The organism is Daejeonella sp. (assembly GCF_036405355.1).
Lineage (GTDB): Bacteria > Bacteroidota > Bacteroidia > Sphingobacteriales > Sphingobacteriaceae > Daejeonella.
In genome coordinates this window covers 1-12,617 of sequence record NZ_DASWXT010000049.1, presented here as the reverse complement: position 1 = coordinate 12,617, position 12,617 = coordinate 1, and the positions used below count along the sequence as shown (strand labels likewise).

General features: G+C 39.4%; 13 protein-coding genes. 11 read left to right on the top strand and 2 right to left on the bottom strand.

The genetic code is table 11. The features are described 5' to 3' along the window. Both VGE44_RS06000 and rlmN read right to left on the bottom strand, forming a co-directional pair. Positions 1–275, bottom strand: a 275-nt coding sequence (locus VGE44_RS06000; protein WP_414649289.1) for a ComF family protein, incomplete at its 3' end; no start/stop codon positions are given. A 435-nt stretch (positions 276–710) separates the two neighbouring features. Further along, positions 711–1,754, bottom strand: coding sequence for a 23S rRNA (adenine(2503)-C(2))-methyltransferase RlmN (rlmN, locus tag VGE44_RS05995; RefSeq protein WP_331076934.1), 1,044 nt, complete (start codon positions 1,752–1,754; stop codon positions 711–713). Positions 1,755–1,911: 157 nt separating this feature from the next. On the opposite strand from rlmN, the gene VGE44_RS05990 reads away from it, so the two are divergent. The 11 genes from VGE44_RS05990 to gatA all read left to right on the top strand — a co-directional run bounded on the left by VGE44_RS05990 (position 1,912) and on the right by gatA (position 12,468). After that, a complete protein-coding gene (locus VGE44_RS05990) occupies positions 1,912–3,087 on the top strand; it encodes an amidohydrolase family protein (RefSeq protein ID WP_331076932.1) in 1,176 nt (391 codons plus the stop codon). 42 nt (positions 3,088–3,129) lie between these two features. Next, a complete protein-coding gene (locus VGE44_RS05985; protein WP_331076930.1) occupies positions 3,130–4,074 on the top strand; it encodes an NAD(P)H-dependent flavin oxidoreductase in 945 nt (314 codons plus the stop codon). A gap of 9 nt (positions 4,075–4,083) precedes the next feature. Next, complete coding sequence (locus VGE44_RS05980) at positions 4,084–4,356, top strand: acylphosphatase (protein ID WP_324486333.1); 273 nt, start codon at positions 4,084–4,086, stop codon at positions 4,354–4,356. A gap of 26 nt (positions 4,357–4,382) precedes the next feature. Further along, positions 4,383–5,885, top strand: coding sequence for an oligosaccharide flippase family protein (locus VGE44_RS05975; RefSeq protein ID WP_331076927.1), 1,503 nt, complete (start codon positions 4,383–4,385; stop codon positions 5,883–5,885). After that, entirely contained in the window at positions 5,882–6,313 is a 432-nt protein-coding gene (gene dut / locus VGE44_RS05970; RefSeq protein WP_331076925.1) for a dUTP diphosphatase, read from the top strand. Before VGE44_RS05975 ends, dut begins: the two co-directional genes overlap by 4 nt. 4 nt (positions 6,314–6,317) lie before the next feature. Next, positions 6,318–8,054, top strand: a complete 1,737-nt coding sequence (locus VGE44_RS05965; RefSeq protein WP_331076923.1) for a tetratricopeptide repeat protein — start codon at positions 6,318–6,320, stop codon at positions 8,052–8,054. Continuing rightward, positions 8,032–8,835 carry a DUF4292 domain-containing protein gene (locus tag VGE44_RS05960; RefSeq protein ID WP_331076921.1) on the top strand — a complete coding sequence of 268 codons (804 nt, stop codon included), beginning with the start codon at positions 8,032–8,034 and terminating at the stop codon, positions 8,833–8,835. The genes VGE44_RS05965 and VGE44_RS05960 overlap by 23 nt, the downstream gene beginning before the upstream one ends. A gap of 14 nt (positions 8,836–8,849) precedes the next feature. Continuing rightward, a complete protein-coding gene (locus VGE44_RS05955; protein WP_331076919.1) occupies positions 8,850–10,115 on the top strand; it encodes a murein hydrolase activator EnvC family protein in 1,266 nt (421 codons plus the stop codon). 76 nt (positions 10,116–10,191) lie between these two features. Then, a complete protein-coding gene (gene tatA, locus VGE44_RS05950) occupies positions 10,192–10,620 on the top strand; it encodes a twin-arginine translocase TatA/TatE family subunit (RefSeq protein WP_331076917.1) in 429 nt (142 codons plus the stop codon). A gap of 10 nt (positions 10,621–10,630) precedes the next feature. After that, positions 10,631–10,834 carry a twin-arginine translocase TatA/TatE family subunit gene (gene tatA / locus VGE44_RS05945; protein ID WP_305364658.1) on the top strand — a complete coding sequence of 68 codons (204 nt, stop codon included), beginning with the start codon at positions 10,631–10,633 and terminating at the stop codon, positions 10,832–10,834. Between the two features lie 194 nt (positions 10,835–11,028). After that, a complete protein-coding gene (gene gatA / locus VGE44_RS05940; RefSeq protein WP_331076912.1) occupies positions 11,029–12,468 on the top strand; it encodes an Asp-tRNA(Asn)/Glu-tRNA(Gln) amidotransferase subunit GatA in 1,440 nt (479 codons plus the stop codon). The last annotated feature ends 149 nt before the right edge of the window (positions 12,469–12,617 follow it).

Below are 12,617 nucleotides of genomic sequence, written 5' to 3'. Positions count from 1 at the left end.
GAGGCCAAACCTTTGGATATTTGTTCGCTTTGGTTATAGCCTCTTTTTTTCAATCTTAAAGGATGCAGGGGTATTGGTATGATTATGTCTGCGTTTTTCAAGGCTCCGAACCGGATCAGTTGCCAGGCAAAGAGTTCACCCATTCTGATTCCCACTTCCGGCTTTTTGTTGTATTTCAACTGATGCATTAGGTTTTGAACCCTGTTCCCCTTCTGAAAGTAAACAAAGGCTATGGCTTGTTCGAAATTAAATCTGCCCCAAAGCTGCCTTGCCATCTTGTTTTCGGTATCAATGTGAAAATTTGTACGGGGTAGATGATATATACAATTAGTGCAGATTATCTTTTCGTTTCTGAACAGGTTTCGTCCGCATGCTGCACAGAGCTCTGGAAAAAACAGGCAGAAAAAATCATTTAAATAGGACAGAAACCTCTTCATGAAATGAAGGTACTATACATCTTTGTCCGAAAGTATGTGGTGTATGTAATGGTTTAGGTAACGGTAATACCAGACAGGTTAAATTGAATTAAACTTAATGAAATTTACTGCTCAAAGTGATGAGATCCTTCGTCGCCTCTCATTATCACTAAATTGAGAAATTCCGTTGGCTCCTCTGGATGACAGGTGGTACAAATGCTCATTCCTGTCATAGACAAATTATCAAATGGACAAATCAGCCCATTTGCTAATTCTCTATTTGCTAATTGATTATCAGCTTTTCACCGCCAATTGCCCGCAAGCCGCATCAATATCTTTTCCTCTGCTTCTGCGGATATTGGTATTGACGCCATTTTTACGGAGATGCGCAGCAAAAGCTTCGATCTTATCTTCACCGGCATTTTCAAAATCGGCAAAAGATATCGGATTGTATTCGATGATGTTCACTTTGCATGGAATATGCCTGCAGAATTTTACCAGTTCTACGGCATCCGAAATATTATCATTGAAATCATTGAAAACAATGTATTCGTAGGTAACCGGGTTTTTGGTTTTTGAGAAATAGTATTTTAGTGCTTCTGCCAATGCTTTGAGGGAGTTTTGCTCATTGATGGGCATAATGGTGTTCCTCTTTTCATCATTGGCTGCATGCAGTGAAAGGGCAAGATTAAAACGTACAGCATCATCACCAAGTTTCTTAATCATCTTTGCAATCCCGGCAGTAGAAACGGTGATCCTTTTGGCAGCCATATTCAGTCCGTCGGGAGCGGTGATCCGTTCAATGGATTTCATGACATTAGCGTAATTCAGCAAGGGCTCACCCATGCCCATATAAACAATGTTAGTCAGTGGTACATTGTAATTTTCTTTGGCTTGTTTATCGATCAGCACTACCTGATCATAAATTTCATCAGCATTCAGGTTACGTTTTCTATCCATATACCCTGTTGCACAAAACTTGCAGGTGAGGCTGCATCCAACTTGCGAACTCACGCAGGCAGTCATACGGTCTGTAGCAGGTATCAGCACTCCCTCAATAATATTGCTGTCAAACAATTTGAATGTGCTTTTTATGGTTTTGTCATTACTGAATTGCGAATGATGTACCTCAACATTATTGATTGTAAAAGTTTGATTTAATTTCTCTCTCAAAGATTTCGAAAGATTACTCATTTCATCAAAATCAGTGCATGATTTTTCCCACAACCATTCATAAACCTGTTTAGCGCGGAATGATGGTTCGCCCATAGCAATGAACTCCTGCTTCAGTTGTTCCATGGATAGGCTTCGAATGTCTTTTTTCTCAGATAATGGCATCGTTCTGCAAAAGTACGGAAAATTAGATTGCCGGAGGCGTTATCAGGTATCAGTTACCTGTTGTCAGTCGACCAGGTAAATTAGATGTGAAAACGAATCTATCCCATTACTCAATACTCACTACCCAATACTAATTAATAACTCCTATTTTTGCCATATGCTCAGATACCTCAGTGCAGATTATATCTTCCCGGTTAGCGAAGACCCGATTAAGGATGGGATAATTGCTCTGCATCAGGATGGCGAGATTGATGCGGTATATACTGCAGAAACTGCAAAATCTATCACTGAACCGATAGATAGGTATCAGGGTATTATAGTTCCAGGCTTCATAAATTCTCACTGTCACCTGGAGCTTTCGCATTTGCATGGTAAAATTCCGGAAGGTACAGGGCTGGTCTCCTTTGTAAAAGCTGTAATATCTCAGAGGACAGCGAACCAGGAAGAGGTATTATTAGCCATGAAAACAAATGATCGGCTGATGTCTGACAATGGAATTGTGGCTGTTGGTGATATTTCAAATAATCATTCTTCAAAATCAGTAAAGCAAAACAGCAGAATTTATTACCATACTTTCATAGAGTTGCTGGGTTTTGACCCGGCGAAAGCTGAAATAGTATTTAATAAAGCGCTTGAATTGAAATCCGATTTTGCACCTCTGCCTGCATCGATTGTACCTCATGCTCCCTATTCTGTTTCTGAAAAACTTTTTAACCTTCTTCGTGAGTACTCAGAAACTCATCAGAATTTATGCAGTATACATAATCAGGAAAGCCGGGCAGAAGCTGATCTCTTTATGAATAAAAGTGGGGAATTCCTTGATTTTTATAAAATGCTGAATCTGGATCTGAACTTTTTCAAAGCCCGGTATCAAAACTCCATCCAGAGTATATTACCATTGCTTCCATCAAAGCAAAAGACATTACTGGTTCATAATACCTATACAAGTCCGGAGGATATTAGCACTGTAGCTGCTTCGGGCAAAGAAATTACATGGTGTTTTTGTCCCAAAGCCAATCTTTATATTGAAGGGAGACTGCCGGATATCGATAAGTTTCTTGCTTATGATTTTAAGATCACTGTAGGAACAGATAGCCTCGCATCAAATGAGAAACTTTGTGTTTTATCTGAGCTGAAGGTATTAAAAGAGTATTTTCCTGAATTGCCTTTTTCTCAAACCATAGGCTGGGCTACGCTCAATGGAGCCGAGTTTTTAGGCATTGAAAAACGTTTTGGCTCGATTGAAAAAGGAAAAATTCCTGGATTAAACCTGATCGAAAATGTGAATGGTTCTGATTTAACTGCATATTCAACAATAAAGAAGCTCATTTAAGACAGTTTTACTGACCTTGTTTATAGTTTTGATCTGATTGAAATGAACAGCATTAAGAAACTCTTCGATATTGAATACCCGATCATTCAGGGCGGAATGGTCTGGTGCAGCGGCTGGCGATTGGCTTCGGCTGTATCAAATGCAGGCGGACTTGGTTTGATCGGTGCGGGTTCTATGTATCCGGAGGTATTACGGGAGCATATTCAAAAATGCAGGCTTGCTACATCTAAACCATTTGGAGTTAATGTTCCATTATTATATCCTGATATTGAGAAGATTATGAAAATAATTGTGGAAGAAAAGGTTGAGATTGTTTTTAGCTCTGCCGGTAACCCGGCACTTTGGACCCCATTCTTAAAAAGTAATAAGGTCAAGGTTGTTCATGTTATCGCCAATAAGAAATTTGCAAAAAAGGCTGAGGATAGTGGTGCGGATGCAATTGTTGCAGAGGGTTTTGAAGCAGGGGGGCATAATGGTAGAGAGGAAACAACTACTCTATGCCTTATCCCAGAAATCTGTGATGCAGTATCGGTTCCGGTTATAGCCGCAGGGGGGATTGGAAGTGGAAGAGCAATGCTTGCTGCATTTGCTCTCGGGGCTGATGGTGTTCAAATTGGTTCATTATTCGCAGCATCTGAAGAATCCTCTGCACATCATGACTTCAAGGAGGCTATAATTCAGGCAGCTGAGGGCGATACCAAACTGAGTATGAAATCATTGATGCCGGTACGTTTGCTTAAAAACGATTTCTACAAAGCCGTTGAAAAGGCTGAGGCTGAAGGGGCCAATCGAGCCGAATTGATGGAATTATTAGGCAGGGGCAGGGCAAAAAAGGGAATGTTTGAAGGAGATATGATTGAAGGGGAGCTGGAGATCGGTCAAGTGGCATCATACGTACATAAAATAAAGCCAGCCGCACAGATTCTGAATGAAATATGGGAGGAATTTATAAAAGAAAAGGAACGCATTAGTAAATTAAGTTTTTAGAAGAATTCAATGAAACATCTCGATATTATTATCAGCGGAAAAGTGCAGGGAGTATTTTTCAGGTCAACTAGTAAAGCAGTTGCCGATCAGCTTGGAATAAAGGGGACGGCACGTAATCGGCCCGATGGAACCGTATTTATAGAAGCTGAAGGCGACGATTTCTCATTAGAACTATTTCTTGAATTTTGCCATAAAGGCTCCGACAGGGCAGTTGTTGAAAATGTATCCTCAAGCGAAGCTGAATTGAAAAACTATGTTAATTTTGAAGTAGTTAAAAGATAATTTGTACGATCTAACCTTATCTCTCATTGTCAGCAATTAAAAAATTTGCCGGTCAGACTGCTATTTACGGGATAAGTACGGTCATTGCCCGTTTTTTAAACTTTTTTCTTACTCCTGTTTATGTAGGACTTTACTCTCCAAAAGTTTACGGTATTTTTTCATTGATGTACAGTTGGGCTTCCATGCTTAACGCTTTGCTGGCATTCGGAATGGAAACTACCTATTTCAGATACCTCAATAAGTATGAAAACGACAAGCAGAAAGTGTATAACAATACTTTTTTCACAGTCTCATTAATGGCACTGATATTCCTGCTTTTCAGCTTTCTTTTTGTGGACGATATTGCAGCATGGATGCAAAGGGGTAAAGTTTACGATACTGATTATGCCCGCTACATCAAATATTTTATTTATATTCTTGTGGCTGATGCTCTGGCGGTTATCCCATTTGCTAAAGTAAGGGCTGATGGCCATGCTATGCGTTATAGCATCATCAAATTCGTCAATATTTTAACCTTTATCGGCTTAAACCTGCTCTTCATATTTGTTTTCCCGATGATCATAAAGGAAGGGTGGTATGGTGCTGAATATTTAACCGGCTGGTACAGGGAAGGGTGGGTAGGTTATGTGTTTATTTCCAATCTGATTGCCAGTCTGATAACCCTCCTGCTGCTAATTCCGGAGCTGTTGAAATTAACATTTACCTATGATATCGCATTGCTGAAGGAAATGTTCGTTTATAGTTTGCCTGTACTGGTTGCCAATATATCGTTCATCATCAATGAAAATATAGATAAGATATTTCTGGGACAACTTTTACCTCCAGATATTGCGGAACAGGAGGTAGGTATATATGCAGCATGCTATAAGATTGCAGTATTTCTAAGCATTTTTATTAATGCCTTTCGCCTGGGAGCTGAGCCCTTCTTTTTCAGTCATTCAAAGAGCAAAAACTCTTTAGAAACGTATGCCCGGATCATGAATTTCTTTGTGATTGCAATTTCGCTGATATTCGTTTTACTGGTAGTAAATATTGAATTGCTGAAGTACTTTATCACTGGTAAGGATGCTGCTGAACAAGCCTTGTATTGGTCTGGTTTAAGAATAGTGCCTATATTGTTATTCGGGTATGTAAGTCTTGGTATTTATATAAATTTATCGATCTGGTATAAATTATCCGACCAGACGCGCTTTGGATTATACATCTCAGGTATTGGAGCGATTTTAACAATCATTCTCAATATAATCTTCATACCAAAGTATAGTTATTTGGCTTCTGCATGGATCTCGCTTAGTGCCTATACTGTGATGATGATTCTTTCGTATTTATGGGGTCAGCAGCATTATCCAATCCCGTATAAACTCAAAAAGAATATAATTTACCTATTAGCATCCATTTGTATTGTTTTTGTAGCATTTGTAGTATTTGATCGTAATCTGATCATTGGAAATGCCATGTTTCTTATATTTACAATTACGATTCTCTTCACAGAGAGAAAGGAAATTAAGTTAATCCTCGGAACAAAATGAACATCCGCATTATAAACAAATCATCCCATCAGTTGCCGGCTTACGAAACTGCTGCATCAGCAGGGATGGATCTCAGAGCCAATCTAACGGAAGCTATAATTTTAAAACCGATGGAGCGGAAGTTGGTTCCGAGCGGTTTGTTTATTGAATTGCCGCTTGGGTTTGAGGCACAGATCAGGCCCAGAAGCGGACTTGCATTGAAGCATGGTATCAGTATTCTGAATTCTCCGGGAACGATTGATGCAGATTACAGGGGGGAGATAAAAATCCTGTTGATCAATTTCTCTGATACTGATTTTGAGATTAATAATGGTGACCGTATTGCTCAGATGATTATTTCAAGACACGAACAGGTAAGCTGGGAGCAGGTTGAAATATTAAGCGATACTGTCCGCGGGTCAGGTGGTTACGGTCATACTGGATTATAATGGCATGATTAAAAGGGGCATAGCTATATCGTTTTTTTTGCTTTGCACATTTTCTGTATCTGCCCAGCGGAACAGAGCCGAAAAGACTGAACCTGTAATTGTTATTGGGAAAACTTTAAATCAGAGAGACAGTATTCGGGTAAAGGAATTATTTTTTGATGGACTACAGGAAAAGCTCTCAATGAATTATGCTCAGGCGGCATCAAGTTTTTCAAAAGTTCTTGATTTGGATCCTGCTAATGATGCAGCATTGTATGAGCTTGCAACTATCAGTTTTGCAGATAACAAACCGGAGGATGCTGAAAGATTAATAAGAAAAGCTGTTACAGTAAGCCCTGAAAATGAGTGGTACTGGGTATTACTCTCTGATATTTATAAGAGAACAAATAAAATTGATGATCTGGTTTTTGTACTGGAAGAACTATCCAGAATATCACCAAGAAATGAGGCCTATTATTATGACAGAGCAAATGCCCTACTGATACTAAAGCGTGTAGACGATGCTGAAGATGCTTATGACGAGATAGAAAAGCGATTTGGTTCTTCTGAAGATCTGGTATCAGCCAGGCAACGTATTCTGATGCAGCAGGGTAAATCGGCTAAACTTACTGATGAACTGGAAAAACAGATTCATTCAAAGCCGGAAGACCTAAGAAATTATATTTATCTGAGTGAAGTTTATGTCAAAGCAGGGGAAAGACAGAAGGCGATTGAAATTTTGAATAAGGCAAAGGAAATCTCACCAGCTAATGCTATGGTCCGGCTGGCCCTTGCCGATAATTATAAGGCACTCAGGCAGTTTGAAAACACATTCATAGAGCTAAAGGTTGCTTTTGAAGATCCTGATCTGAATATCGATGAGAAGGTTAGGATCGTACTTTCCTTTTTCCCAATGTTTGCTGATATGAAGGCCAGAGCCTATGCCAATGAGCTGGCTTCGATTATGGTGAGGATTCATCCTGAGGAGGCTAAAGCCCATGCCGTTTATGGCGATGTGCTATTTCAGGAGCGAAAATACCCGCAGGCTCAGCAATCTTATAAGAAAGCGCTTGCAATTAATGATCAGGTGTATCAGATTTGGGAGCAATTATTGCGGATAGAAGTTAGCCGGGGTGAATTTCAACAGGCAATCCTTGATGGAGATCATGCCCTGAGTATTTTTCCTAATCAGGCTGCCCTTTATTTATACACTGGTATTGGATACGCACAAACTCAAAAACATGAAAAGGCAATAACTTATTTAAAAAGTGCTTTAGATCTGGAAACTGATGATAAGGAGATACTTATTCAGATCTATTCAACTATGGGCGATTCATTTAATTCCCTGAAACAATTTAAGGAATCTGATGAGGCCTATACAAAAGCACTCGGGCTTGATCCCAGAAATTCTTACGTATTAAATAATTATGCCTATTATTTATCGTTAAGAGGAGAGAATCTGCTTGAAGCCGAAAAAATGTCAAGGCGTTCAAACGAACTGGATCCCGATAATGCATCTTCAGAGGATACCTATGCCTGGATTTTGTTTAAACTGAAGAAATATGCCGAAGCAAAAGCATGGATTGAGAAAGCCTTGCAGCACAATTCGAACAGCGCAGTACAGATAGAACATTACGGAGATATTTTATATTTCCTTGGAGAAAGGGAAAAGGCCCTTGAACAATGGCAAAAGGCAAAAGAAAGCGGATCACGCTCAGAAACACTGGATAAAAAGATAAATGAAAAAAAATATATTGATTAATACCATTTACGTAATGATGCTTTTATTGGCCTTAACAAGCTGTAAGGCTAAAAAAGTGATATTGCCAGTACCGGCAGTTCCCGAGAGTCCTGCTGTTCCTGCTGGGCCCGATAATACCAGAAAGAATAAATTGAAATCCATAAATGAAAGTGATATGGTTTTTAATACCCTTGCTGTTAAATCAAAGGCAGTGCTCAGCATCAATGACAAAAGCAATGATGTTAATATGAATTTCCGTATCAAAAATAATGAGGTGATATGGGTTTCGGTAACGGCCCTTGCTGGGCTGGAGGTGGCCAGGGCACTGATTACACCGGATAGTGTCAAAATACTGAACCGATTAGACAATGTTTACATTAAGAAACCATTCAGCTATATCTATGAGTTTACAAATGAGCAGATCAACTTCAGGACCCTTCAATCTATCCTGGTAGGAAACACTGTTTCAGAATTTATCACTGATTCAACTGAGCTGAATATGGAAAACGATGAGGCTAAACTAAGAAGCATTTTGGGAGGATTGACTTATAATTTACGGGTTAGTACACAAAATAAAGTAGTTTATACGAACCTGAATGATCAGATAGCAAAGCAGGAACTTACTGCGAATTATTCTGATTTCATATTGGTCAATCAGCAGCAGATTCCACATACAGTGATCATGGATTCTAAAGTTAAAACCAAGAAGTTTCTACTGGATCTTAAGTTTTTAAAAGTAGATCTGGATGGCCCCTTAGAACTTCCATTCAGGGTTCCTGAGCGTTTTTTGATTAAAAATTAAGTATATTTGATAGAATGAAGTGTTTGAAGTATATCCTTTTTCTTGTATTATTTTGTTCTGTAAGTGCTGCATTTGCTCAAAGTAGTTCAGAGCTGAGAAGGCGTAAGGAAGCGTTGACAAGGGAAATAGAATCTTTGAACAAGAGCCTTAATCAGACTGCGAATAATAAAAATCTTTCCCTGAAAGAGATTCGTGCACTCAATGCTCAGATCAGACTACGTGAAAAAAAGATCAATATTATCAATTCAGAAGTTAAGTTACTTGATAATCAGATTTCAGATAATACGAATACGGTACGTACACTTCAGTCGCAACTTATTAAACTAAAAAAGGAATATGCTGCAATGGTATTATTCGCTTTTCGTAATCAGAGTTCATATAGTAAACTCATGTTCATTTTTGCCGCTCAGAATTTCAATCAGGCTTATAAACGTTTGAAATATCTTCAGCAATTCAGTGAATACAGAAAGAAACAGGCACAGTATATTGAAGGGACTCAAAAAGAATTGAATGTTAAGATCAGCGAACTTGACCGGAATAAAAAGGAGAAAAGCAATATTCTAACAGATCAACAGAAGGAAAGGCGGACATTGGGAATTCAAAAGAATAGTAAATCCAAGGTTCTGAACAGCCTTACTAGTCAGGAGAGAAAGTTAAAACAGGAACTTACCCAAAAACAGAGAGAATCGGCTATTTTGAACCGGGCGATCCAAAATGCGATCAACCGGGAAATTGAAGAGGCAAGGAAACGGGCTGAGGCTGAAGCCAGAGCTGCGGCAGCTAAGGCGAAAGCGGAGAATAAAGATGCCCCTGATTATAAGCCTGTTGCAAGTGGATCGAGTATTCTGGCAGCAACACCTGAATCAGCAAAACTATCTTCTGATTTCCTTGGAAGCCGGGGTAACCTTCCCTGGCCAGTAACAAATGGAATGATTATTGAAGATTTTGGAAATCATACTTACGGACGTAATGTAACAACCGAAAATAATGGGGTTGATATTAAAACGGCCCCGGGTTCAGCGGTTCGTGCTGTATTCGGCGGGGAGGTCGCTGCGGTTCAGAATATTTCGGGTTCTTATGCTGTTTTGATCAGACATGGCGAATATTTTACTGTATATTCGAATTTAAAGAGTGCAAATGTATCTAGAGGCCAGAAAGTTACGTTAAAGCAAAATATCGGTGTGGTGATTACAGATCCTGTTGACGGTACCACTGAGGTTCATTTTGAAGTACGTAAGGGTGCAACTCCAATGAATCCTGCCGGCTGGCTGGCGAATTAATTTTAAGAAAAAGGCATTTTATTGCCTATATTTGTATAATAGTATTATGAGTATGTTTAATTCTGTGTTATTGTTTATGAATATCGGAGGGCCTGAGATGATCCTGATATTCCTAGTTGTTCTCTTATTATTTGGAGGTAAAAAACTTCCGGAACTTGCACGTGGTTTGGGTAAAGGCCTCAGAGAGTTTAAGGATGCGTCTGATGGAATTAAAAGAGAAATCCATAATAATATCAATAGCGTAAATGAGGCTGCTGATCAGGTAAAATCTGAAGTTCAGTCTGCAGCAGATTATATAGATACTGAAACCTCTGCAGTAACAGGTTATCCTAGTCCTGATGAGGCTGTTCTGGAGCATGGATATGCATCTCAAACAGAACTTGAACAGGAAAATAGTACCCCTGTTTCAGGATATGAACCTGAAAGTAATATTGTTGAACCAGGTTCAGAAATTACAAAAAATCCCGATGAAACGGGACTTGAGCATACAAAAATCGCACATTAAATAAATTATTATGTCAAATTCAATTTTATTATTTGCAGGACTGGGAGCCACCGAAGTTATTTTAATTGTCGTGGTAGTTCTGTTAATGTTTGGAGGTAAAAAAATCCCTGAGCTTATGCGCGGATTGGGTAAAGGAATTAAAGAATTCAAGACTGCTCAAAACGGTGAAGGTGAAACTCCTGCTTCTACTTCAAAAGACCAGGAGACTAAATAATATTATCAATCTGGAATTAATTTCCCCCGGTGATCTCATCACCGGAGGAAATTTCTATTTTAAACTTAATTGCCTTATTTGGAATCTATAGAGACGATAGAAAGCCAATCCTGGCTTAACAACAGTTGTGAGTCTTGTTAACTTCTTGTTGCAGAATCATAAATTTAGATTTCTATTAACACAATATTTGAGGCATGGAAGGTATTTCTTCTCTTTCCAAAGTTCAGTCTGCTCTGGCAAAGCACGATAAAGAATTTACAATACCCTTTCTGGTTGAACATTACTTAAAACGTATCGATGAAAAGCGGGAGCTGAATGCTTTTGTTGAGGTCTTTACTGATGAAGTGCGTTCTGAAGCCTTGCGGATTCAGCAAAAGCTGGAATCCGGGCAGGCAGGCAGACTTGCCGGCATGGTAATAGCCATAAAGGACAATATTTGTTATAAGGACCATAAAGTCTCTGCCTGTTCAAGAATACTTGAAAATTATGTTTCACCTTTTTCTTCAACGGTTGTTGAGCGGCTTCTGGCCGAAGATGCATTGATTATTGGGAGACTTAATTGCGATGAATTTGCAATGGGAGCATCTAATGAATCTTCTTATTATGGTCCTGTAAGAAACAATGCCGATAAAGCCAGGGTTTCAGGAGGTTCTTCCGGCGGCGCAGCTGTTGCTGTTCAGGCAGGATTATGCCTTGCAGCTTTGGGTACAGACACAGGCGGATCGGTTCGTCAGCCTGCGGCATTTTGCGGAGTTGTGGGATTGAAGCCCAGTTATGGCAGGGTTTCAAGGCACGGAATTATTTCTTATGCATCCTCGTTTGATCAGGTTGGTCCGATCACAAATTGTGTGGAGGATGCCGCTATTCTGCTTGAAATTATCGCCGGTTCAGATAATTATGACAGTACGGTTTCCCAAAGGGCAGTACCTTCTTATACATCAGAGGTTAAAGAAGACAAAAAGGAAAAGATTGCCTATTTGTCGGAAGCACTGCATTCAAAAGGACTTGATTCTGAGGTTAAACTTGCATTTGAAAACAGCATCAGTTCTTTGAAAGCTGCAGGTCATGTGGTCGAGCCAGTTTCTTTTGAATTTCTGGAATATGTTGTTCCTACCTATTATATCCTGACGATGGCCGAGGCCTCTTCTAATCTGGCCCGGTACGACGGGGTACATTATGGTTACCGCAGCAAACGTGCATTTGATCTCGAATCAACCTATAAGACTTCCCGTTCTGAGGGTTTCGGACCTGAAGTAAAGCGAAGAATTGTGCTTGGAACCTTTGTGCTTAGTGCCGGATATTATGATGCTTACTATTCAAAAGCACAAAAAGTGCGCAGGTTGATCCGCGACAAGACGAATAAGATTTTGGAGGAGTATGATTTTATTATGCTACCCACTGCACCTACACCAGCCTTTAACATTGGTGAGGAAAGTGATGATCCGGTAGTGAATTATCTCGCAGACATTTTTACAGTACAGGCTTCATTGGCTGGTATTCCTGCAATTTCCTTGCCCGCAGGCAATAATACAGCCGGTTTACCGTTAGGAATGCAGTTTTTAGGCAAGCGATTCGGAGAAGCTGATCTGTTAGCTTTTTCAAACAAATTCCAGAACTTGCTAAAGGCATTATAGTATTCTGGTTTCTATAGAAATGTTTTTTAATCCGGTAAATTTGCCGTACTCTATTTTTAAAATATGAGAAAAACGATAGTTACTGTATTTTTTACAACATTGTCTCTGATATTTTTTATCCAGGCCTCAGCCAGTTTAAGACAGGATTC

What these genes read in the sequence shown, in the direction of transcription:
- rlmN (WP_331076934.1), bottom strand. Translation starts at nt 1,754, where the DNA reads ATGCCATTATCTGAGAAAAAAGACATTCGAAGCCTATCCATGGAACAA.
- VGE44_RS05990 (WP_331076932.1), top strand. Translation starts at nt 1,912, where the DNA reads ATGCTCAGATACCTCAGTGCAGATTATATCTTCCCGGTTAGCGAAGAC.
- VGE44_RS05985 (WP_331076930.1), top strand. Translation starts at nt 3,130, where the DNA reads ATGAACAGCATTAAGAAACTCTTCGATATTGAATACCCGATCATTCAG.
- VGE44_RS05980 (WP_324486333.1), top strand. Translation starts at nt 4,084, where the DNA reads ATGAAACATCTCGATATTATTATCAGCGGAAAAGTGCAGGGAGTATTT.
- dut (WP_331076925.1), top strand. Translation starts at nt 5,882, where the DNA reads ATGAACATCCGCATTATAAACAAATCATCCCATCAGTTGCCGGCTTAC.
- VGE44_RS05965 (WP_331076923.1), top strand. Translation starts at nt 6,318, where the DNA reads ATGATTAAAAGGGGCATAGCTATATCGTTTTTTTTGCTTTGCACATTT.
- VGE44_RS05960 (WP_331076921.1), top strand. Translation starts at nt 8,032, where the DNA reads ATGAAAAAAAATATATTGATTAATACCATTTACGTAATGATGCTTTTA.
- VGE44_RS05955 (WP_331076919.1), top strand. Translation starts at nt 8,850, where the DNA reads ATGAAGTGTTTGAAGTATATCCTTTTTCTTGTATTATTTTGTTCTGTA.
- tatA (WP_331076917.1), top strand. Translation starts at nt 10,192, where the DNA reads ATGAATATCGGAGGGCCTGAGATGATCCTGATATTCCTAGTTGTTCTC.
- tatA (WP_305364658.1), top strand. Translation starts at nt 10,631, where the DNA reads ATGTCAAATTCAATTTTATTATTTGCAGGACTGGGAGCCACCGAAGTT.
- gatA (WP_331076912.1), top strand. Translation starts at nt 11,029, where the DNA reads ATGGAAGGTATTTCTTCTCTTTCCAAAGTTCAGTCTGCTCTGGCAAAG.